The organism is Brevibacillus sp. NPDC058079 (genome assembly GCF_042885155.1).
In the GTDB taxonomy this organism is placed as follows: Bacteria; Bacillota; Bacilli; order Brevibacillales; family Brevibacillaceae; genus Brevibacillus.
In genome coordinates this window covers 44,517-70,136 of sequence record NZ_JBHVSO010000011.1, presented here as the reverse complement: position 1 = coordinate 70,136, position 25,620 = coordinate 44,517, and the positions used below count along the sequence as shown (strand labels likewise).

General features: G+C 53.5%; 4 protein-coding genes. All 4 read right to left on the bottom strand.

What is annotated here, in order from left to right; all coding sequences use genetic code 11:
* Nucleotides 1-8 precede the first annotated feature (8 nt).
* The 4 genes from ACFVS2_RS27225 to fabD are packed head-to-tail and all read right to left on the bottom strand — an operon-like array spanning nt 9 to nt 25,614.
* Nucleotides 9-8,006, bottom strand: a complete 7,998-nt coding sequence (locus ACFVS2_RS27225) for an SDR family NAD(P)-dependent oxidoreductase (RefSeq protein ID WP_390239519.1) — start codon at nt 8,004-8,006, stop codon at nt 9-11.
* Entirely contained in the window at nt 7,966-17,697 is a 9,732-nt protein-coding gene (locus tag ACFVS2_RS27220; protein ID WP_390239518.1) for an SDR family NAD(P)-dependent oxidoreductase, read from the bottom strand. Before ACFVS2_RS27220 ends, ACFVS2_RS27225 begins: the two co-directional genes overlap by 41 nt.
* Nucleotides 17,698-17,746: 49 nt before the next feature.
* Complete coding sequence (locus ACFVS2_RS27215; RefSeq protein ID WP_390239517.1) at nt 17,747-22,303, bottom strand: SDR family NAD(P)-dependent oxidoreductase; 4,557 nt, start codon at nt 22,301-22,303, stop codon at nt 17,747-17,749.
* A gap of 17 nt (nt 22,304-22,320) precedes the next feature.
* Nucleotides 22,321-25,614: an ACP S-malonyltransferase gene (gene fabD, locus ACFVS2_RS27210; RefSeq protein ID WP_390239516.1), complete on the bottom strand. Its 3,294-nt coding sequence runs from the start codon at nt 25,612-25,614 to the stop codon at nt 22,321-22,323.
* Between the last annotated feature and the right edge of the window lie 6 nt (nt 25,615-25,620).

Sequence of the window (25,620 nt, the reverse complement as noted above, 5' to 3'; positions counted from 1 at the left end):
GTCCATCCTTACACCTCGATATCGAAAAAGTACTGCATAGCCTCGCTTTTGGACATTTCGCCGCGCGAAACTCTCTCCAAAATCACGCGCAGCTGGGCTTCCCCGCTTCCATGGACGGAGGCTTCGCCATCATCCGTTCCATAATCGAATGCGTAATGGGGAAGATTCACTGTTCCCGTTGCAGGGTGATGCCTTAGACTTTCCAAATCTACGGATCTTCCTTGAACCCATTGAAGGGCAATCCGGAACAGCTCCCCAGCATGGTCCTGCCGTTGCGTGTTTACCGCATGTACAGATTTGCCCAGCCTGCAATTTGGCGAGATGAACATATCCGGGTCACGCACTTCTTCCCCTGCTCTCAACGCTTCCAGCTTCAGTATCAGATCATCAACAGAACGATAAATGATAGCCAAACGGTATTCCAAATCGTGGTTAATCCGAATGAGCGAGTCCGAAAGCGCTTCTGCCGGGAGAGTGCGTTCCTTTCTTAGCAGTCGTAGCATACGATCCGTATAGCCTCGTAGGCTATACTCGGTTTTGGCCGACCAAACGGCCAGATACTCTGACGGCGAGTCAATAGCCGCATCCGCCCCGGTTTTTGTCCGGATGAGCGGACCGATATACTCTTCAACTATAAGCACGGCATATGAACCGCCCGCACCGAACGAATTGATCATACTCCTGCGTGGGAGCGGGTTCCCATTTGACGGGTCAACCTTCTGTTCCCAGGGCTCGAATTTCTCCTGCAAGTAAAAAGGCGTGCCTTCCAGTTTAAGATTCGGATTGCGCACGTCAGCATGAATCGATGGAACGAGCATGCGGTATTTCAATTGCAGCAGCACTTTACTGAGCTGCGAGATGCCGGAAGCCGCTTCAAGATGCCCGATGTTGGATTTGACCGAGCCGATGGCACAATATTGCTGCTTGCCGGTAAATCGCGAGAAAGCGCTTCGTAAAGCCGCGACCTCGATGGAATCGCCCAGCGGCGAACCGTTAGCGGCGCACTCGACGTAGGTGATCGATTCGGGATCGACCCCCGAACGCTTGATTGCCGATTCCATGAGCTGTGCCTGCTGCTTCGGATCGGGGACGCTATATTTTTGCCGGCCGCCGCCATGATTAACGCCGCTGTACGTGATGACCCCGAGGATCCGGTCTCCGTCACGTTCAGCCAGCGAAAGCGGTTTGAGCAGCACTGCCCCGACGCCTTCTCCGGGAACATAACCGTCACCGTCGCCGAACGATTTACTCTTGCCGCCGGTCGCGAGAAAATTGACCTGCTCCAGCGCCTCGTATTTGGACACGTCAAGCGTCAGGTTGACTCCGCCGGCAACAGCCATAGAACACCCGTTCTGCATTAGGCTTTCGCAAGCGAGATGTATCGCGGTAAGCGAACTGCTGCAGGCGGTATTAACCGTTAAGCTAGGACCTGTCAGGTTGAAGAAATGCGATGTCCGGTTTGCGATCTGCCAATCGGTCCGATTCGAATGAAGCGCCGCCTGCTCCAACGACGGCATCTGCCAGCCATATTGGCTGTACATCGTTCCGGCAAACACGCCGATACCGGCCTGCTCCCGGTTCTGCCAATGCTGTATCGCCGATTTGGAATAACCTGCGCTCTCGAACGTTTCCCAGACCGTCTCGAGGAAGAGCCGGGCTTCCGGGGGAAGATCCCGAGCTTCTTCGGCATCCATTTCGAACAACCGATGGTCGAAGCGATCGATCGCATCTAAAAACCCGCCGTAATACGGGGCCTTCTGTTCGGTTTCTTTGACCGACGACCCCCGAAGCAACGTTCGGCACCATCGGTCAGCAGGCGCTTCCGTGATGCAGTTCTCTCCCGACCTGAGCCGCTCCCACAGCTCCTCCAATTGATTGGCTTTCGGGTATCTGCCCGCTACCCCGATTATGGCGATACCTTCCTGCTTCAAGGCATTCGAATTCACATCCTGCCGTTGCGTATCGACAAACGCTTCACGGACAGGGACCGAGCCTGAGGGCGGCGTTACGGAAATATGCGGGGCTGGAGGTTGCTCCATAACATCCGCCTGCCATGATTTTCGAATCTGTTCCGCATAATGATCGGCCAAATGAGCAGCTGCCTCACGGACAGTGTTATGTTCAAAAAGGAGCGTTTTGGGCAACTCTCCGGTCAGCTTCTCCAGCTCGCGGATCAGATCCAGCTGCATGATGGAATCCATGCCGTATTTATCGAATGCCGTATCGAGGTGAATATCGTCCGCAGGTATCCCGATAATACCGGCCAGCTTCTGTTTTACCCATACCGTTAATTCGTCCCGGAGCACCGCCCCATGATGATGAGCTTTAGGTTTCCTTGGACGGGTCGGACGGTTCACCAAACGGATGTAGGCCCTTAACCGTTCCGGATCGCCATGCATGGAAAGCAGTTGATCCCGGTCGGTGCCAAATGCCCGGTACAAAGCCTGCATACCGTTCATTGCCTTCATGGGAGCCATACCGATCCTGTCTCTTAGGCTCTGCTCCGTTTCGCGGGTAACTCGCATACCGCCATCCTGCCATAATGGCCAGTTAATGGAGAGCATTCTGCCTTTACGACCGCCGGCGGATGATTGACCGTTTCGATATGCAGCGTAGGCATCCATAAAGCCGTTCGCCGCAGCGTAATCGGCTTGTCCGTAATTGCCGAGCACAGCCGCTGCAGCGGAGAATACAAGTACCCAGTCGACTTCCAGCTCCCGGGTTGCGTCATCCAAATGGACAACTCCCTTTACCTTCGCACCCATAACATCAGCAACCTGAGTCTTAGTTTTATGAATAAGAAGACTGTCTCTCAGCAAGCCTGCGGCATGAATGATTCCGTTCAGCCGACCGTACTTGGACCTGACGGCTTGGATGACGGCAACGGTCTGCTCCTTATCGGATACGTCCATCTGCATGTACTCCGCTTGTGCGCCTAACCTTCCTAACGCGGCAAGCTTCTCGTGGATCGCTGCACCGGCCGGCGTTCTTCCGGCAAGCACAAGCGTCGGAGAGGCGACTTTCCCTGCGATCTCCTGGGCAAGTGCGTAGCCCAGCCCGCCGGCACCGCCTGTAATGAAATAAACGCCCTCATGCTTCCACGGAATGTCCGCCGCCGAAGGGATCTCCTCTCGTTCAACCCAATGCTGAACCTGTCGAACGCCCTTGCGATAACGAATCATAAAGTCTTCCGGATAGCTCTTGTTCTCGAGAAGCTTCCGAATTAAGTCCTCCGCTCGAACATTTTGTTCCAGCTCGATGTACTGCCCGATGAAACCGGGATACTCCAGACATGCCGTCCGAAGCAATCCGGTCAGACCCCGGAACAGCCAATCGCTTTCCGAACGGAACGAAGCAATCTGGATCAGCGACTCCCCGTGAACACCTTCCGAATGGATGGATTTGAGTTCTTCCATCATTTGAATGGCGTAGTTCTCGTAACGCTCCGTTATTTCCGCTGCACGGCCTGCGCTAAGCGTCACATATCGGGTCATGCGGCCGGATTCCGATTGTACGAAGTTGACGATCGATTCATTCGGTTCGCATAGGAAGACGATATGCCGTGATGCCGTTTCGGAGTCGTCTTCACGGACGGCCTCCTTTTCTACCCATACCGGCTCCCACAAGAGTGTTTCATTTCCTTGTTCGGCTGCTACGTCTTCCAATTTGGGCTCCCGGAATGCTAGACCAATAAGCCGTGCACAAACGTTCCCTTGTTCATCGCACAAATCAATGTCGGTCTGCCGGGTCCGTTCATCGAACGGCGCATTCGCGCTCCGCCTTATATGGGCCCACATGTCCGATGTACAACTCTTATAAACACGAAGCTCCTTAAGTGCAAAAGGAATGACCGGTTTAATCCGGTCAAGAACGTGGCTTCTGTCCGCGAGGTCCGCCGTGGCTACGACGCCCGCCGCTTGAAGCGCTGCATCCAGCATGCCGGGATGAAGCCCGTAATGACTGGCCGTTTCCCGGGCGGCTGCCGGCAGCCGAAGCTTGGCCAGCGATTGTTCCTCGCCGATATATAGGCGTTCGATGCATTGGAAGGTCGGACCGTAATGCATGCCGATCTGCCTGAAAGCCGTATAACACTGCTGTGCATCCAGCATCGCCAAGTCGCACTTCTGCCGGATTGCGTCCAGGTTTACATTCTCCGCGCGAGAATACGGTACGACCGCGGCTTTGCCTTGGTGGCAGCGTACCGCTTCGTCCTTGTCGGCAGCTGCTGCGGCATATACCTCATAGTCAATGGTACCGTTATCTCCGGTTTCCATATGAATTTCAAGCTCCGTATGCGGACCGTCCACGCTATAGGGCCGGGTCCAGAACAGATCCTTCAGCCTGATTTCATAGTCTCCGCTGCTTGATCCAAATGCCATCCCGACAGCAGCTCGGGCCATCTCCAGAAAGGCTACACCTGGTAATAACGATCGTCCCATAATGACGTGATCCGCCAGAAAAAACTCGCGGCCGGTGAACGTGGAACGAAAGCCTGTTCCTTCAACTGCCGGTATTTTACGGTGAAGCAGCGGATGCAGGACGGCGCCCTCCGACGGTTTTGTCCGGACAGCTGGCCTTGCGGCGGATTCAGGCACCCAATAACGTTCCCGCGCAAACGGATAAACAGGAAGCGCCAGCCTGATGTAACGGCCATCCGCGAATAAACGATCGAATGACATCTCATAGCCTTGCGTATACAGCTCCAAAATCGACGCAATCCGTTCCAAATAGTTCATTCGCTCGGTTTCCCGCGCACACGCATCCATACAGGCATAGCCATAATGATCGCTCGGGAGCTCTTCTAGAGGCAGCTCGGCTCCGGGATCGGATTGAAACAGGTCTACGGCTTGCCCGTTCTCCAGCCATGCGGTCAACCGCTCCGCCAACTGTCCGGCGTTCTGCACGATGCAGGCGATCCTGTGAGGAAAGTGCTTTCGGCCCAGAAGAAGCGTAAAGCTTACATGTCCAAGATCGACATCCGGTTCGCCTTTGACGTACGCCATCATTTGTTCCGCTTGCCTGCGCAGTTGTCCGGCTGTCCGAGCCGACAGTGCGATGAGGTAGGCGGGCTTGTGCGTACGCGGCGGCGCCGTATCTGGAGCTTCCTCGATTACCATATGGGCGTTCGTTCCGCTAAATCCGAATGCGCTGATGGCAGCTCGTCGTTTCCCCCCTGCCTCAACCTCCCAATTCTTCAGCGAAGTATTGATGTAAAATGGACTATCAGATGCCTCTATGTTTCCATTTATCGATTGAAAATGCAGCGAAGGAGGCAGCTTCCGATGCTTCATGGCCAGCAATATTTTCAGCAATCCCGCAATTCCTGCTGCGGCTGTCGTATGTCCGATATTCGTTTTGATCGAACCCAATGCGCAATATCCGTTTTTGCTCGTATGCTGACGGAATGCCCGGCTGAGCGCTTGGTACTCGATCGGATCGCCCAACCGGGTTCCGGTCCCATGCGCCTCGACCAATTGGATGTCCGCCGGGTTAAGACCGAATGAATCATACACCTGACGCAGCAGCATTTCCTGAGACCTCGCGCTTGGTGCCGTTATCCCATTTGTTGTCCCGTCTTGATTCGTGGCGCTACCGCGGATGACACCATAGATGGAATCGCCGTCTTTCAACGCATCCTGCAGCCGTTTCAACACGACGACACCTACACCCTCGCCCGGAACGAATCCGTTGGCACGGTCGTCGAATGTATAGCATCGCCCATCTGCGGAGAGCATTCCAGCCCGGGTTGCGCTAATATAAAAGCCTGGCGTAGGCTGAAGAAACACCCCTCCGGCAATCGCGGCCTCGGTCTCCCGGCTCCACAAGCTCTGACAAGCCAAATGGATGGCCACAAGCGAGCTGGAGCACGCGGTATCTACCGTTACTGCAGGACCCTGCAGATTGAGATAGTACGATAGACGTGCGGGAATAACGGACCCTGCGTTCCCCCACATCGCTTGTGCCGGAGGCCGATCCTCGATCAGCTCGGAGTAATAATTCATATTAAATCCGGCATAAATCCCGCAAGCTCGCCCATCCATTCCCTTTCCGGCATAACCGGCATGCTCCAGCGCCTTCCAGGTCTCTTCCAGAAAAAGCCTTTGCTGCGGGTCCATATAGGCAGCTTCCGTCGGGGAGATGTTAAAAAATAACGGGTCAAAAAGATCGAATCCTTCGATGAAGCTGCCGAAATTGCAGAAAGAATCGTTCTCCATATAAGAAGACAAGTCCCAACGCGTCACCTTCTCCACGAGGTCGTCGCCGTTTTCTAAGTGCTTCCACAATTCCTCGAGTGTATCCGATTTGGCAAATTTACCGCTCATGCCAATGATAGCGATAGGCTCTTTATAAAAGGCCTCTCCCAACTGGTCCGTATCATCGGAGGAAACGGTTTTCTTCTCTTGCTGCACGGGCGGCTTTCGATGGCCTGCCTCCTTATCAGAGGACATGGAAGGTACGTTGCCATCTGTTTCTGCTTCTGCCCATTGAGCCGTAATAACCGGACCGAACGCACTCCACAAATAATCGGTCAATTTCCGGATCGAGCTGTAATCGAACAAAATCGTCGTGGGTAAGGCCGTCCCCAAGACGTTGTTGATCTGCTTAACGAACTGAACCCCGGTAATGGAATCCAAGCCGTAATCGGAGAACGATTCATCCGTATCGATACGCTGTTTGTCGAGCTTTAGCGATACGGACAAGTTGTCCATTAATATACTCCGGATGCGGCGTTTAACTTGTCCTTCGTCCATTGCTTCATGTACAGAGACAGAGTCTTTCCCCGTCTTCTGCACCGTGATGGAAGCAGAACCGGCCGCTGCCTCCATCCCTGCAACATCAGCTTCGCTGATTCGCGATTGGCGAACGATACCGTCGCTTTGGGCCATAATGATCTGCTGCCCCAGCGCATGAGCTTCCTTGACGGGGAACAGCACGTGCTGAAAGCCTTCTTGACTCAGAACCCTTCTCCAGGCTTCCGGGTAAAGGCCTGGACAGCCCGGGATCCGAATCATTTGATCCTCATATAGCCACCACCCTTGCAGCAGCCCGAATGTTAGATGGGCAAACAGCGAATTGACGCTGATCTCATTGATGAGCAGCAGACCGTTTTTTTTCAGCAGCGTCTTGGCGTTTCTGAGGGTTGACCGAATATTCGCCGTCGCGTGAAGCACATTTGACGCAAGTACAAGATCGTAGACGCCTGTTTGAATTTGCTGCTCGGCGCATGGCTTCTCGACATGATAGAGCTGGCAGGACAAGTATGGCGCCTTCGTTCTAAAGACGGCTTCAGCATGCTGAAGAAATCCCTGCGAAATGTCCGTATACTTATATTCCGCTATCCGGTCCTGATACGGCGTAAGCTTACGGATCACCATGGCGCTCGTCCCGCCTGTGCCCGCACCGATTTCCAGCAATCGAAACCGCGCATGCGGATTTTGTTTCAAACTTGCTTCGATATAGGCAACAACCGCATTAGCCATTCCCTCATTAAAGTAATCCGCAATCTCATTGTCTTTATAAATACCTTCAACCAATTCCATGGAAGAGTTAGGAAAAAGGACATCTGTAGCTGGCAGCTTGCCTGTTAAGATGTCCGGGAGCCGATGAAGCACCGCATCAAGTAAGGTGACCCGCGCGCGCAAGCTCGAATCTTCCAGCCAGGCCTGTTTGCGGTTATTCCACTCGCTCCATGCGGCTTCCAGCCCGTTGCTTCGATCATTAGCAAAATAAGCCGTATCCTTCATCCTCAGCCAGCCGTGTTCTGTCAGAACGGCCAGGGTGTGCTCAAACCAGCGCTCATATTTACCGTCTATTCCTGCTGCTGCCATTGATGCGGACGTAATAGAACTGGCTTCCGCAAATTCCCCCATGGTTCGAAGCTGCTGCCATAGCAGCCGGCATAGCAGCTCTTCCATTTCTCTCATACAGAAGCCTCCATCTCCGATTTTTTCCGAATCCGGTTGTTTATCCGATCTGCTCCGCAAGGAAGGCCTCCAACTGTCCAAGCGTTGCCTGTTGAAGGAGCGTATCGCTTGTCATAGCAAGCTTATAGTGATCGGAGATCCACCGGGAAAATTCGGCCAGCTTAACAGGGTCGAATCCATATTCATAGAATGGGATGTCCGTTTCGATTTCTTCCGCTTGCACATTTAATATGCTCGCTGCCGCCCATAGCAGGGAATTTCCAATCCGGTCCGCAGACTCTCCCTCTCTAAGCAAGTCCGAAGCTTCAGCCTTCGGAACCGCGGGCAAACGAAGATGATTGACGATATGCTCGAAAGACAGGCTGTCCTCTTCCGGATAAGCTTCCAGCTCATCGGCGATCGACTGGCCAAACATTTCATTACCTGCCGCCGTTTTCATCAGGGCAAGCTGATCGAAAGGTCCGGCAAGCAGCGATTCCAGCGCGTCCATCGCCTCGCCCGGTTCAATGGAGACAATGCCTGCTTGCGCCATTCTCCGGCGGTAATGCTCTGACGACACAGCGCCCGTGCTGCCCCAATAGCCCCAGTTCATGATCTTCACGGCACATGGCCACTCCGTCGCCAGACGCTGCGCGAACGCATCCTTGAACGTGCATCCTGCCGCATAGTTGCTTTGCCCCTCCTGCTTCAGAAACGCGTTCATTGATGAGAAGAACAGGACAAAGTCCAGCTTTTCATGGCCGAATATTTGCGCCATTCGTACGCTCACGTCTGTCTTCGGGCGCAAGCCAGCAGCGAACCGCTCCTCTTCCATGTTCGCCAAGCTTTGATCCAGCAGTACGATGGCCGAGTGGACTAGTCCGTGGATGCGTCCGTATCGGTTTATTATTTCTTCATACGCCCGCTCCAGCGCCTTCCCGTCAGTCGCATCCGCTTGGATATAGCGTGGAGCCGGTCCAAGCTCCGCCAGCCGATCGATCTTGGCCTGTATACCGGTATCCTTCCCCCGTCGCCCGATCCAAACGATGTTCGCCTGATAACGCCGAATCATATATTCGCTCCATACTTCTCCGATGCCACCCGTACCGCCGATGACTACATAGACGCCACCCTTCTTGTATACGGTACCTGCAGTCTTGGTCATACGCAACGGCATCAGTCTCTGCCGGTACCATTCCCCGGACCGGTACGCCCATCCATCACCCCGCGCATCCGGTGGGAGTGCGAACAGTTCCTCGAGCGGCCAGCCGTTATCCGTCTCCATGTCCGTAAGACAAACGGACCAGTTCGGATATTCCTTGGCCATTGAGCCGATTAACCCGTGGAGACTTGCATGGGCAGGCTTAATTGCTTCTCCGCGGTAAACCTGGACGGTTCGAACCGTGATGATGCTCCACCGTAACGGCTTCATGCCATATCCAACGGCCAACAAGGCTTTTAGGGTCCGAAACAGGATCAGTACCCCTTCACGCTGCGCCTCCAACATGGCCTCCGATTGCGCTGTTTCTATCGAATCATCCGGAGCAATCCAGATCAAATGCTCGATCGGACCGGACAGCTCCAGCTTCCGTGCCAATTCCGCCGTGTTCTCTCCCGCATGCAGCTGCACATCCGATGCATCCTCCACATGCCGCCTGATCTCCGCGACCCTTGCGGCCGTACCGCCAATAATAACTGTGCGGCCATTCGGCTTCCGATCAGCCGCGTTTCTTACTGTCGGTGGTGCAGGGTCCCACACCGGCACGAGCAATCCGTTATGTGCAAGCGGAGATCTAAATTCCTCAGCGGAAATAACCTTTGCCTTCTCATCAGGCTCAAGAGCGGGCTCAGAAGTATGTCGTTCTAAAGAGCGGAACGCCCCTGATTCATCCATAGACGATACCGACGGCAGCCAGTAACGCTCCTGTGCGAACGGATAGGTGGGCAGACTGACCCTCTCCGGCTTATCGCCTTCTTCATAGAGACTGCTCCAGTCGATATCCAGCCCTTTTACCCATAGATCCAGGAGCTTCGCGTATTTACCTTTGGTCATCCATGCCCCGACCGCTTTCATCATATCTTCGTCCGCCACAATGAGCGCAACGGTTTCCCGGTTCTGTTTTACTGATCCTCTGTACAAATCCGGAATTCCTAGCTGCCCATCCACATATTGGATAAGCTTTGCCCGCAGCTCCTCGATCGTTCTTACGACGATGGCCATACGCTCTTCCATCGCCTCCCGGCCTACCTGGAGTGTGTAAGACATGTTAATCAGGAAAGAATCGTCATTTTCAAGGTCTTTATTAACCGCCTGCAGCAGACGCTGAGCCCGTTCTTTTAATTGGTCTTCACTTCTCGCGGAGATCACGATCATGCATTCTCGCTGAGCTTTTGGCGCATGCACGGCACGCTTACGATCCGGAATATACTCGGCAACGATGAGATGAGCGTTCGCACCGCCGGCTCCGAATGACGAAAGGCCGGCCATTCTCGGCTGCTCCTCGATTTTCCCGTCAAGCACCATCGCTGGACGCTCCCACTCCCCTAGCTCCCGCTGAACCTGAAACGGCGTAGTAGCAAAATCGATATATGGGTTGGGCGTGTCGGCATGCAGCGACGGTACCAGCTTCCGGTGCTTGAGCTGCAGCAGCACCTTGGTCAGACCCGCTATGCCTGCGGCACTTTCGCAGTGACCGATATTCGATTTGACGGAGCCGATTGCACAATATTGCTTGTCCTCGGTATAAGCTTCAAACGCTTTAGAAAGCCCGGCAATTTCAATCGGATCTCCAAGAGATGTGCCCGTACCATGGGCCTCTACATAGCTGATCGACCTCGCGTCTATATCCGACTCCTTCAACGCGCGCGCAATTGCGGAAGCCTGCGCATTCGGATTTGGAACATAATAACCGTTCGTTCTCCCGCCGTGATTAATAGATGTCCCCTTAATGACGCCATAAATCTGATCACCGTCGGCGACGGCCTGCGCAAGCGGCTTCAACAGGACGGCTCCAACGCCTTCCCCGGGGACATAGCCATCTCCGCCGGCTCCGAAGCTTTCGCAACGGCCTTTGGTGGACAGGAAATTTCCTTGGCCAAGCAACAGATATTTGTTCGGATGCAGCGAGACGTTTACGCCGCCAGCAATGGCTGCATCGCACTCTCCTCTTTGCAGGCTGTGGCATGCAAAATGGATGGCCGTCAGCGAGGACGAGCACATCGTATCAACAGCAACGCTCGGACCGTTAAAATTACAAACATACGATACCCGATTTGCAATCGACGCCGGACTTCCGCTCAGCGCGACCGGATTACCGTTCATCGTCTCCCGAACTCCGTAAAGCTGGTACTCTTCGTACATGACACCTGCGAATACCCCTACACTGGAACCGGCATCGTCCCCTTTTCTTCCTGCAAGACTGTCCCGGGTGTAGCCAGCATCCTCGATTGTTTCATAGACACACTGCAAAAAAAGCCGCTCCTGAGGATCCATGAGCTCGGCTTCACGCGGCGAAATATTAAAAAACAACGGGTCAAACTGATCGACGCCCTCCAGAAACCCGCCCCACTTGCCATTTGTTTTGCCGGTCGTTCCTTTGGCAGGGTGGAAATAAGGGGTATGATCCCAGCGTTCCTTTGGAATTTCTGTCACGCAATCGACGCCACCTTGCAGCAGCTCCCAAAACTCATCCATATTTCGCGCACCCGGATATCTGCCGGCAACACCGATTATCGCGATATCAAGGGGGGCGCTGCCGGGGAGGCTGCGCTGCTTAGGGGCGGCATCCTCGCTTTCCTTCTCTGTTAAAAGTACGGTTTGCCGCGCGGCAGAATGTTCCGGCATACGCACCTCTTCCTGCAGCACCTTCGGCTGAGGACGATCGCCAAATAATTGCGCACAACGTGATTCGTGCCGCTGTATGAAAAACTTCGCCAAGTCACGCAGATTTTGATATTCAAAAAACAGCGTTTTCGGCAAGGAGCCGAACAGACTCTCGAGCTGTCCCGTCAATTGCATGACGATAATGGAATCCAGCCCGAACGTCATCATGTGCGCATCCGCTTCCACCCGATGCAGCGGCAGCCGAATGACGGAGGAAACGATCTCCCTCACTTTTAGGAGGACACGTTCTTCCACTTCGGTCGAAAGGGTGTCCATTGCCGATTCGTACTGCTTCACGTCATCTGACGATACTTGGATATCCCCTGTCAGGGCTTGCTCCAATCGATCAGCGCTTCCGGCCGCGACGATCACGTTCGGCGAACCGATTGACATCGCCTGATCGAAGGCCCGGATTCCGGCTTCGGTGGACATCGGAATCAATCCGATCGCCTTGGCGAGCTCACGCTCCGCATGTTCGCCTGCCCGCATGCCGCCTTCTTGCCATAACGGCCAGTTAATGGAACAAGTATGGCCTTTTCTTTGGCCCTCCGCTGCAAGTTTGCTGCGGAAGGCGGCATACGCGTCCATAAACGCGTTCGCCGTGCTATAGTCCGCCTGCCCGGGATTGCCAAGCCAAGCAACCACAGATGAAAACATGACGAATACATCCAAAGGGATATGCTTCGTTGCTTGATCCAGGTGGACGAGCCCCGAAACCTTAGGAGCCAATACCGCATTCCATTCGTCCTTGCTTTTGCGAAGTAAATAATTATCCGCATGCACGCCTGCACTGTGAAGGACCCCGTTCAATCCGCCGTATTCCGTCTCGATAGCGTGAACCAGCCGCTTTACCTCTTCCATCCGTGTCATATCGGCTTGCTTGTATACAATGTCGGCGTTTCCCGAAACTGAATTTTTGATCTCGTACAGCTTATTTGGATCGCACTGCGCTCGGCCGGTCAGAATGATCGTCGCTCCGCGTACGGCTCGTGCGATTTCCTTCGCAAAAATGATACCCAAGCCGCCTGCTCCGCCCGTAATGAGATAAACGCCATCGTCCTTCCATAACCGGGAATTCGTTCCCTCTTCAGGAGCCCGCCTCTTGAGCGTCATCACCATACGGCGGGAACCTTGATAGCCGATATGCGTATCCTCGGGATGATCGAGATTATCGCGAAGCTTTTGCACGATTGCGAGCTCTGTATCGTCTTGCGATATTTCGATCAGTTGCCCTGACATATGCGGGTTTTCCAGACGCATCGTTTTTAGCAGCCCGCGCAGTCCCGCTAGCAGCTCGTGTCCGCTACCGGGGGTATAGACGATCTGTATGACGCCTCTCCCTGTTACTTGGCGTAGTAAGCGCTGGGTCTCTTCGAAGATCCGCTGCGCGAAGTGGCTGAATCTCTGCTCCATGGCGGCCTCTTCAGCTGTCAGCACCAAGCAACGGACGCCGGGAAATGTGCTTTTCACTGATGCTTGCAGCATGGGAGCAGGCTCGCACAAGATCACGGTATGCTCGGTTACCGGCGAATTCGCAATTCCAGGCTGCGGAGCTTTGTCACTCCATTCCGGAACCATAAAGAGGACATCCTCTTGCCTGGTACCCGCCTCCATCGCTCTGGCGCAATACCCCTTCATTCGCACGCAAATATTACCCTGCTCGTCCAGCAGATCGATGTCAAGGCTTGGAAGCTGATTGTGCCGACCGCTGCCGCTACTGAAGCGGGCGAAAGCCCACATAACAGGCAGGCATTCATTCAGCAGCTCCATCTCCTGCAACGCAAAAGGAAGCGGAGGGTAGGTACCTGGTTGGCAGCCGGCTTCCGTATCGAGTCCGAGCAGCAGGCATGAAGCTGCCTGCAGCGCGCCGTCCAGCAAGCTCGGGTGCAACGCAAAACTCCGCACAGACGCAGCTAAGGATTCGGGAAGCACCAGCTTCGCAAGCGCCTTGCCCTGTCCGGTGAGCAGAATGTCCATGACCTGATGAGAAGGACCATAATGGACACCGATCCTATTAAATGTCTCGTAGCATTCCGTCCGGCTGATCGAACGTGCAGCACATTCCTTCAGCAGCCGGTCGATCTGAATGCGCGGCTGCTCACCCGGCTCCTCCAGGCATACGGATCCTTCACTGCATAAGAGGGTTTCGGCTTCTGCCGGACCGTATACCCGAAAAGCAATATCGCCGTCGGTCGACGGTGTCAGCGTAATTTCGGCCGAAACGGCTGCAGCCCCTGCCGTGATGGGCTTAGCCCATATCACATTTTTGAGCCGGATCTTCTTCCCGCTGTATTCCCCATCGCTTACGGCCGATTGAATGGCCGCCCTTGCCATCTCTAAATATGCAGCTCCCGGCAGCACCCGCTGCCCGTGCACCACATGGTCTTCCAAGAAAAACTCTTTGCCGGTAAAGATCGACTTAAACCGTTGTTCGGCAAACGTAGAAACATTCCGATGCAGCAACGGATGAAAAGCCTCCGAGGATTGCAAAGCTTCCTGTAATCCTGCACGCGGACTGCTCCCGCCCTCGTTTACCCAATACCGCTCATCGGCAAAGGGGTAGGTCGGAAGAGACACTCTGTTATAACTGCACCCTTCGAACAATTGTTCATAGTTCAAGGAATAGCCTTGGCTGTATAAGTCTGCCACGGCGGTCAGACTCTCGATAAACTTGGCATCTTGGTCGGCCGCTGCGCAAATGGCTATACATTCATTTCCATACTGTTTCAGATCCGGCTTCTCCCGTTGCTCTTTCGTAAGGCCATCAGATCCATAGATACCCGTACCTTCTCCATTCATCAGCCAAGTTTCAAGCCGGAGAAGAAGCTCCTCCGTATCCCTGACCAAGAAGGCGAGCCGGTCGGCAAAATGTCTCCGTCCAAGAAGAAGCGTTAAGCTCATATCCCCGATGAATATACTGCCGTTCTCCCGCTTGCAAAACGCAGCGAGCCTGTCTGCTTGCATACGCAGCTGCTCACCTGTCCGGGCGGATAGTACAATCAAGTAGAGAGGGCGCCTCCGCTTACCGCGTCCGATATGCGGCGGCGCCTCCTCAATGACCGCATGGGCGTTCGTGCCGCTGAAGCCAAACGAACTGACAGCAGCGCGGCGCGGCGTGCCGGGCTCCGTCTCCCAAGCCCGTATGGACTTGTTGATGAAAAACGGACTGCCTTCCAGGCGGATATTCGAATTGATGCGCTCTGCGTGCAGCGACGGCGGCAGCTGCTTATGCTTCAAAGCAAGCAATATTTTCATAACGCCGGCTACTCCGGCAGCGCCGACTGAATGGCCGATATTCGTTTTGATCGAACCAAGAGCGCAATAATGCTCCTTATCCGTATAATGCCGGAACGCACGCGTTAAGGCCTGAAACTCGATCGGATCGCCTAGTCTTGTTCCCGTTCCATGCGCCTCTATCATTTGGATCCCCTGCGGATCGAGCTGGAAGCGGTCATACACTTGGCGCTCCAGTCGTTCCTGGGATTTGGCGCTTGGCGCTGTAATGCCGTTGGTCGTCCCATCCTGATTAATTCCGGAGCCCCGGATGACACCATAAATATGGTCGCCGTCTGCCAATGCGTCCTTCAGCCGCTTCAGCATCACGACACCAACCCCTTCGCCGGGTACAAAGCCGTCCGCCCGTTCATCGAACGTATAGCAGCGGCCGCTCGGCGAGAGCATGCCGGCTCGAATGGCGTTTTCATAAAATCGAGAAGTCGCTTGCACGAAAACACCGCCTGCCAATGCCATTTCGACCTCATTGGACATAAGCGCTTGGCAAGCCAAATGAATAGCCGTCAGCGAGCTGGAGCAGGCCGTGTCAATCGTAACCGCAGGCCCCTGCAGATTAAGAAAGTACGAGATACGGGATGGGATTACGGATATGGCGTTCCCCCAAAACGATTGAGCCGGCGGATGATTACCGAATAATTCATTGTAATCGCTTCCGCAGCATCCGACATAGACCCCGCATTGCCGGCTTGAAGCTGCCGATCCCGCGTAGCCCGCATCCTCAAGCGTCTTCCACGCTTCTTCGAGAAACAGCCTTTGCTGGGGATCCATATACGATGCTTCGAGTCCCGAAATATTAAAGAACATCGGATCAAACCGGTCGATCTTGTCCAAAAAGCTGCCGTCGCGGCAAGCATCCGAGCCGCTCCAGGCTAAGTGGGAAGAAAGATCCCAGCGGGTGATCGGGCCCACCAAATCATGGCCGCTTGCGATATGCTGCCACAGCTCATCCGTCGTTTCCGAGCCAGCAAACCGTCCACTCATCCCGATAATCGCAATGCCCTCCGCCGTCATCGGGTCACAAGCAATCTCCTTTTCTTGCTCCGCAGTATCGATTACGACGCTGCCGGCTGCAGCATTAGCTGCTTCTACTTTTGGTTCAAGCACATTTTTATGTATAAAAACGTCCATATAAGCCGACTGGATATATGCAGTCAATTCGTTCACGGAGGAGTAGTCGAACAGACTCGTTGTTTCCAGCTCCACCTTTAGCGCCTCGTTCAATATACGCACCAGATGAATGCCAAGGATGGAGTCGACGCCATAATCGGCAAACGATTCATCGTCTTGGATCATATCGGCACTCACCTTCAACGATTCGGCCAGTTTCTCCCGAATAACCACTCGAATCATTTCCGATATCGCGTGTCGGTCGATGTCCTGAACGTTCGCCGCTTCTACCTTGACGGGCGGCGCTGGGTAACCATGCTGCGTTTCGATCCGATCCAAGCGTACCGAAGACGAAGCCCGGGATCTCGCAGGCTCTGCAACACCGGCAGAGGCCGGACGTTTTTCAAGCTGTCGAACGATGCCGTCGCTCTCTGCAATGACAATTTGCTGCCCCCATTCATGTCTGCTTTCAGCAGGGAAAAATACGTGCCGAAAGCCCTCCTCCTCCAGCACCCGCTTCCATGTCTCGGGGTACAAGCCGGGACAGCCGGGTATTCGGAGCTCTGCATCCTCATACTTCCACCAGCCATCCAGAAATCCAAAGGTAAGATGGGAGAACAGGAAGTTGTCATTTAATTCATTGAGAAGAAGCAACCCATTCTTTTTAAGCGCGGCTTTGGCATTGCGCAGTGTTTGCCTGATCTGCTTTGTAGCATGAAGAACGTTCGTCGCAATCACCAGGTCATAGGCTCCCGGCTCTATGCGCTGCTCCGCTAGGGGTTTCTCCAGATCGAATAATTGACAGGTCAAATACGGATTGTCAGGCCGGTATTCTTTCTCGGCGTGCATAAAAAAAGCACGGGACAGATCCGTGTAGCAGTACTCCTCAATATTCGCCTGGTGCGGTTTCAGCTTGCGAAAGACCATCGCGCTCGTTCCGCCCGTGCCGGCGCCGATCTCTAAAATCCGGATGCGTACCGATGCGTCCTGACGCTTTCGTTCTTGTACATAATCGACCACGAGGTCTGCGATCACTTCATTGAAGTAATCCGCGGCCAGATTGTTCTTGTAAATCCCCTCCGTCAGCGCCATGGAGGCTTGAGGGAATATAACGTCGGTTGCAGGAATTTTGCCCGTAATGATCTCCGGCAGCGCCTTAAGCGCGGCTTCGACCAAGACGGCCTGCGATTTAAGATTCGGGTCGGCGAGCCACTCCATTTTTTGTCGGTCCCATTCAGCCCAGATGGTCTCGATATGGACAAGCGATGGATCGTAAACATTGATATTGCCGCCGCTAACCTCGAGATAACCGTGCCGCGCAAGTGCGGCGACACTTTCTTCCAGCCATCTATCGTATATCCCGCGCAAGCCGGCAGCTGCTTTTAGCGCATCCAGTGTCGTATTTCGTTCCCTAAACATGCCAATCGATTGCAGTTGACCCCAGAGCAACCGGCAAAGAAGCGGATCGTTCCACTTCATTTGCAGACTTCCAACCTTAAATCCCGACATTAGCAGGCCATCCTTTCTTTTATTATGCATCGCCTTCGGTTATTGGGTATCAGCTCTTGTCAGCGCCAATTCCTATTGCCTCGCGCACACATGAACTGATCTGACGCAGCGATGCTTGAGCAGACAGCTCAGCCGGCTGCAAATCGATATGATATTGCAGGTTTACGGACACGAGCATTTCATTAAAAACGACCGCATCAATCCCGTATTCCTCCAGCCGAGTATCCACGCAAATTTCACCGAAATCCACTTGAAGCCATTCAGCGGCTAAACCGGATAAATACGTCAGCACAGGATCGTCTGTCTCATCAACCGATACCGAAGAAGCTGGGACAGGATACTCCTGCTCCGATGCACTGCGCCTCTTTCGCTCCGTTATCAGCCGTTGGATATTGGACGAGAGCTGTTCCGGATAGTTTGCAATCCATTCATCATGCTTCATATCAATTAGCGGATAAGGCTTTGTTGTTTTGATTAGCATCATTTGGTCAAACGGCCCGGCAAGGAGCGTCTCCAGTGCGTCCATCGCTTCTTCCGGCTCGATGGAGCCAACCCCTGCTTGTGCCATGCGCTTTCGGTATTGTTCCGAGGAAACGATGCCTGTGCCTCCCCAGTAGCCCCAGTTTATGACCTTCACTTTGCATGGCCATTCCATCGCCAGACGCTGTGCGAATGCATCTTTGAAGGTGCACCCTGCCGCGTAATTGCTCTGACCTCCGGGTTTTGCAAAAGAGTTCATGGAAGAGAAGAACAGAACGAAATCCAATTGTTCCCTTCCGAATACCTGTACGATCCTTACGCTCACGTCCACCTTTGCCGTCAATCCCGCTGCGAACCGCTCCTCCGACATATTCGCCAAACTTTGATCCAAAAGCACAATTGCCGAGTGTATGACGCCATGGATCCGTCCGTAGCTGGATTTTATGCTCTCGTACGCCAGTTCCAGCGCCTTCCCGTCCTTTGCGTCTGCTTGGATGTAGCACGGAGACGGCCCCAGTTTTGACAGCCGATCGATCTTCTCCTGAATACCGGCGTCAATCTCCCGTCGGCCAATCCAGACGATGTTCGCCTGATACCGGCGAATCATATATTCGCTCCATGCTTCTCCGATTCCGCCGGTTCCGCCGATTACCGCATAGACCCCTCCCTTCCGGTATACTGTACCTTCAGGTTTGGGGATCCGCGACGGGATCATTTTCTGCCGGTACCACTTCCTGGACCGGTATGCCCATACGTCGCCCCGCTCATCAGGCGGCAATGCGATCAACTCCTCGATCGGCCAAGCATCTTCCCGCTCCAAATCGGCAAAGCTAACCGACCAGTTCGGATATTCCTTGGCCATCGAGCCGATAAGCCCATGAAGGCTTGCATGGGCCGGCCGAATCGTTTCCTTCCGGAATACCTGCACGGTTTGGAATGTGATGACGCTCCACTTTAACGACTTTGCGCCATATCCAAGCATAAGCAGCACTTTGATGATCCGAAACAGGAGTAGCACGCCTTCATGCTGCGCCGCAAGCATCGCATCCGATTCCGCTGACTCTATCGAATCGTCAGGCGCAATCCAAACAAAATGACCGATCTCGCCGCACTGCTCCAGCTTTCTTGCCAATACTTCCAGGTCATCCTCCACCTGTAGCTGCACATCCTGCGCATTCGGAATAACCCGCCCTATCTTGTCACGGCTCGCTGCCGAACCTCCGGCTATTATGGTTCGTATGTTCGGAGCATCCGTTTTACGTGCAGCCGGTGTGATCGGGTCCCATACCGGCACCATTAATCCCGCATATGCCTTTGACGCCTCCGGTTTTGCAGGATCTGAGACGCCGCCGGCGAACCCGCCCTCCAGCGGCCTTAGGACGAAGCCCTTGATGCTCACACAGACGCTGCCGTCCTCATCGCATACATCAATACGGAGACGTTTCATTTTGCTGTCTCCCGCTTCTTCCTCGCTTACAATCGCCCAAGCAGCAGAAGCGCACGGACGTATAATTTCGAGCTCCCGCAGCGTAAAAGGCAGCAAGGGCTTGCCGCTTTCACCAACAGTCGTTTGTCCGGCATTTGAATAACTGTAAACCGCCGTCTGCAGAGCCGCATCCATCAAGCTCGGATGAAGAACAAAGTGATTTCGCGTATCGGAAATGGATTCCGGCAGCAACAACTTAGCGGCAATAAAGCCGTCCATTTGATATAGTTGCTCAATTCCTTGATGAGCCGGACCATAATGAAGACCCATCGCTTCCATACGTTCATAACAGACGAGCGATGGGACGGGGGTTCGCCCGGAGTTTAAGAAATCTTGAATTTGCAGTTTCCTGGAAGCCGGATCAGCCGAACGAAACGAGACATGACCTTCGCAATGAAGAACACGATCTTGCTCTGATTCACCGGATACGCTGTACACTTGAAAGCTGCAGCTATCATCATTTTGAACCGAAAGCGACACATGAACCTCAACGGAGCTATCCGTCACAATAACAGGCTGCGACCACACCACCCGATTCAGCACGATACGCTTACGCTCGCCTAACCATTTCCTGCCGGCCTGTTCAGCCGCCTCGCGGACCATTTCCAAGTAAATGACACCCGGCAATACACGCTTCCCGGCGACGACATGATGAGCGAGAAAAAATTCCTCTCCTGTGAAAACCGAACTGTAGCGAACCCCGGCAAAGTCCGATGTGTTCCAATGCAGTACAGGATGAAGCTCACCTCCACCTCCGCTGCCTGACGTCGGCACAATGGCGGAATCCGGAGTACTGCCCGAAATCCAGTATCGGTCTTTGGTAAAAGCATAGGCAGGCAGTCGAAGTCTGTTCAGGTCCATTCCTTCAAAGAGCGCCAATGCATCGAAGTCATAGCCCTTTACGTACAGCTCTGCCAAAGCCGATATTTTCTCCCGATACTTTTGCGTATCATTCACACATTCGCGGAGCTCCCGGATCAGTAGGCCTGCCAGCTCTTGAAAAAGCGCAGTTTTGGTCTTTTCTATTTTTGAAGCTTCCTGCTTCAAAAATCGCTGTGCTTCTTCCCGGTCAGACAACAGCTCCTTTAAACGACCTTTAAGCTCCTCCGCACTTTGAGCCACGATAGCGGTACGAATGCCAAAATGCTGCTTGCGCAGAAGCAAGGCGGCACTCAGGTCCACAGCTTCGCACTCACTTCCTTCGCTGTCCAACCATGAGACTAACGTCTCTAGCGATAGAAGAAGCGATTTTTCAGACTTTGCGGAAAAACAAAATAGATGGCACGGCAATTCATGCCGCGCCATCTTGCGAGACGGCCTCTGCGGCGCTTCCTCGATCAGCACATGCCCATTCGTCCCTCCGAAGCCGAACGAGCTTACGCCGGCTCTTCTCGGAAGCGGCTGTTGATTATGATCCAGAAGCGGCTCCCATTCCCGCGGCCGGTCCACCATATAGAAAGGAGTCCCGGTTAATTCAACCCGATGGTTCAACGTTTTGAAATTTTGTAATCCGGGGAGTGTTCGGTGCTTCATGGAAAGCAGCACTTTAATCACGCCCGCGATGCCTGCTGCGGATTCGGCATGCCCGATATTTGTTTTGGCTGAACCGATGCCGCAATAACGCTGACTAAGCGGCTTATCCATCTCTGCTTCGAGTTTTTGAAACGCAAGCGTAAGGCCCTGAAACTCAATCGGATCGCCTTTAGGCGTTCCGGTGCCGTGTGCCTCCATATAGTTCACCTGATCCGGCGTTAGACCCGCTTTGCGGAACGCCTCCTCGATGACTTCAGCCTGCGCCTGTGCATTCGGATAAGTTAAGGTGTGTGTCTTACCGACATGATTCACAGCGCTTCCTTTAATGACGCCATAGATTAAATCGCCGTCTTTTTCCGCCAGTGCCAAGGGCTTAAGCAAAATAAGACCGGCGCCTTCACTGCGGACATATCCATCCGCGTTATCATCAAACGTTTTACAGGAGCCTGTAGGTGACAGCATGCCTGTTCTGGAAAATGAAATATGGCGGGTCGGAGTCAGGATTAGACTGACGCCACCCGCCAAAGCCATGCTGCATTCACCTGTCTGCAGCGATTGGACCGCCAAATGAATCGCTTGCAGCGAACTTGAGCACGAGGTGTCCACTGAAAGGCTCGGCCCTCTCAGATTCATAAAATGGGATATTCGATTCGCGATAACAGCAGCTGCGGTTCCCGTCGAATAATGAGCTTCAATAAGGCTGGAGGGCCTCTCCTGCAGTTCCTTGTAATCCAAGTTGAACACGCCGATATAGACCCCTGTCTTGCTGCCCGATAACGCTGACGGGACGATCCCAGCATCTTCAAGACACGACCAGGAAAGCTGAAGCATCATCCGCTGCTGCGGGTCCATCACCTCCGCCTCTCTGGCCGATATGCCGAAGAACGCTGCATCAAAAGCGTCTACATCGTCAATAAAGCCGCCCCATTTGCTGTTGGTCTTCGCATATTCAACTTTCGGATCTCCCCAATAGTCTCTCCAGTCCCACCGCTCCTTGGGAATTTCCCGGATAGATGAACGGCCCTCGATCAGATTGGACCAGTATTCATGATAATTCCGCGCCCCAGGTAGTCTGCAGGACATCCCGATGATTGCTATATCAACCATAACGTTCTCCTTCTCAGTCAATTGCCAACCAATTCGGAAATTCGGTGGTTCAACAGGGCTGCCGTTTCATTCAGCAGCATCTCTCCAATCTGATCAATATGACGGTTTCTCCAATGCTCCAGCTCCGTGCCCAGCACCCACTGGTTGAATGCTCCGAGCGCAGGACCGCAATGAATTTGGTAATCTACCTTATGTTCCTTGCTGCCCGTCATCGCCAACCGCGTCGAATAGGAGAAATACCACTTAAATATAAGGGCCATTTTATGCTTCGGATTACGCTCCGCCTTCTCGATTTCGGCAGGAGCTTTGTGTGCTATGACTTCCTGATAGATTTCTTCAAAGGAGCGATGGAAATACTTATCCTGAAGACGCTCCCTTGTCGGCTCGTCCAATTCTTCCAAGGCGTTGAAATGCCGGTACAGATCATACAATTTATTCGCTCTTGCGGGGAAAAACAGGCCCTTCTTTAAAACCTGTATCTTGGCGCCAATTTCAAACATATCGCCCGCCGGCGCATAATCGGTATCCTGCACATTCGCCTGCTGCAGAAGGTCTTTAGCGGCATCACTAGTCGCAGCTTCCACCGTACATTGGTTAATGGAACCAGTCACAAGGAAATCCGCACCTAGCAATATTGCGGCAGCCGCCGCCTCAGGAGTTCCTATCCCTCCGGCAGCACCTACGGAAATCTCGCTCGTATAACCATGTTCGCGTACCATGTCGTCACGCAGCCTGATCAATGTCGGCATGAGCACATACGCGCTGCCTTGATCGGTATGTCCGCCCGAATCCGCTTCAACGCACAGATCGTCGGCAACCGGCACCATTTGCAGCAAGCGGCCTTCTTCCTGCGTGATTTTACCTTCTTGAACAAGCCTCTCGATGATCCGCTCCGGTGCCGGCCTTAGGAAGTTGGATGCGACCTCTGGTCTGGAAACCTTGGCGATAATTTTGTTTCGAATCTCCACCGTTCCGTCCGCTCTTCTTGTCAGTCCCTTCGCCCGATATTTAATTAGCGCAGGAGTCATCGTAATGAAGGAAGAAGCCTCTATTACGGTTATGCCGTACTTCAAGTAAAGATCGGCAACCGCTTCTTCGAGAGCCTGGTTATCCGGATGGTGAAGAAAATTCATTCCATAGGGCTCGCCGCCGCGTAATTGGCGCTGAATGTCCCGAATCGCTTCCTCGATTTGCGTAATCCTTAGTCCTCCGGCGCCAAAGAAACAGAGCATGCCGGCCTTTCCTGCTTTCACAACCATTTCGGCCGAGGCAATCCCCTTGTACATAGCGCCCAAAACATAGGCATATTTCAGACCATACCGTTCCTTGAACGCCGGGCTGCCAAGCGAAGCTGCAGTGATCGTCTTCCGGGCGCTGGGCATGGAGGCCGATTCCCTGTCAACGAACGGCAGGTCGTTCATTTGTTCGTTTGTGCTCGGCTCCTCCGGCGTTTCTTCCTCTACGAATAACGGAGAGCTCGACTGCCTGATCTTCTCCGTCAGCTTTGTAAGCACGTCCTTCGGCCCAACCTCCTCGAACAGCTCTACCTCTTTTCCCATTAAATAGCGAATGGTGTCCGTCCAATTGACGGAGCTTGTGATTTGCTCAGTCAAGTTGCGTTTGATTTCGTTGAACGGATAGGGACGGGCAGACACGTTTGCGATGACAGGGATAACAGGCTCGTTGAAGATAAAGTTATTCAGAAATTGCTCGAATTCTTTCTTCGCTTCATTCATATACCGGGAATGGAATGCACCGCTGACATTAAGCGGAATGTACATCCCTGCCCCAGCCTGTTCAAAAATGCGCTGCGCCTCCATTATATGGTCTTTACGCCCCGACAAGACGGTTTGCACGGGCGAATTATAATTGGCAACGTCGATTTCCAAGTGTCCATTCCGGCGAATAATGTCTTCAACCTCTTGTGCTTGCATGCCGATTACTGCCGCCATTCCTCCGCCTGTAGCCAGTGCCATCAGCTCGCCCCGCTTCTTAACGAGACGCAGTCCGGTTTCGAAATCGAAAACCTCTGCCGCAAACAGGGCATTATACTCGCCCAAGCTATGACCGGCTACAAAGTCGGGACGTCTGCCTGTTTCCCTTCTTTTCTTCATATACATCAGAGCATTGACCGTGTATAAAAGCGGTTGGGTAAAAGCGGTGTTGCCCAACTGATGCTTCGGATCGTTCAGGCATAGCTCTTTTACCGAATAACCAAGAATGGCATCCGCCTTTGCAGTCAAATCCGGAAATTCATCAAAAAGTCCCTCCCCCATACCAACGTGCTGGGAGCCTTGTCCTGGAAAAAGATATGCGATCATGCTTTCGTCGTCCCTTCTCGTAATCGAGTCATTTGGTCGTGCGATCGTTCGCTTGAGCTCATTCATTTTCTCAAAGTCAAAACCATATACCGTCAGAAGCCCGGCGCTTTCAGAGCTTGAATCGTCCCTAAAGAGCCGTTTCGTGAAATTTGCGAGCACCCCTGAAGGGCTCAAATCCAAATAAACGGCCGGCTGTTCCCGCTCCATAGCAGTTACCGCTTCCCGAAACCTCATTGGCTGCCTGACCACATCCCAGAAGTATTCGTGCCTCAAAGCTTCAACCCATTCTCCATACATGCCGGACAAAAAAGGAACGGCCGGTTTCTGAAGCGATAAAGTACGAAGATGACTGATAAACGCGTTTTCGGCAGGTTCAATTTCCCTAGAATGGAACGCGTAGGAGACAGGAAGCCGAATGGAAGCAATACCTTTATCCCTCAAATGCGTATGAATACCGTCCAAGCCCACATTACCGCCTGCGATTACGAAATGCCCATCGTAGTTAACTCCTGCCAGCTCGGTGTTGTTATATAAGAGCGGGTTCTCCCGAAAGGTGCGCGGATCATCCAATACGGCCAGCATCCCCCCGCTTTCACAACTCATCTCAAAGATTTGAGCCTGTTTGATGACAGCAATGAGGGCCTGCTCTGGGTCCAAAATATTGGAGACAGCGGCCGCGACAAATTCCCCGAGACTGCTGCCCAATACATAATCAGGAAAGATCCCGTGATGAAGCATCTCTTGTGCCAAGGCGTACTGCACCATAAAAAGAGCCGGATGAGTAAAAAGCGTTCTATCGAAAGATTCTGCTTTCGAATGTCGAGGGTCATAGAGCAGCTGCATGATGGATCGGCCAACTAACGGTTCGGCAATTTGATCTAGCCGGGTCATCCATTTTTCGAATACATCTCCCTCGGCCAGGAGCGTCTCACCCATGTGATAATATTGGGAGCCTTGACCCGAGAACATAAACACGACTTTTTTCTCCATTGTCCC

What these genes read in the sequence shown, in the direction of transcription:
- ACFVS2_RS27220 (WP_390239518.1), bottom strand. Translation starts at nt 17,697, where the DNA reads ATGTCGGGATTTAAGGTTGGAAGTCTGCAAATGAAGTGGAACGATCCG.
- ACFVS2_RS27215 (WP_390239517.1), bottom strand. Translation starts at nt 22,303, where the DNA reads ATGGTTGATATAGCAATCATCGGGATGTCCTGCAGACTACCTGGGGCG.
- fabD (WP_390239516.1), bottom strand. Translation starts at nt 25,614, where the DNA reads ATGGAGAAAAAAGTCGTGTTTATGTTCTCGGGTCAAGGCTCCCAATAT.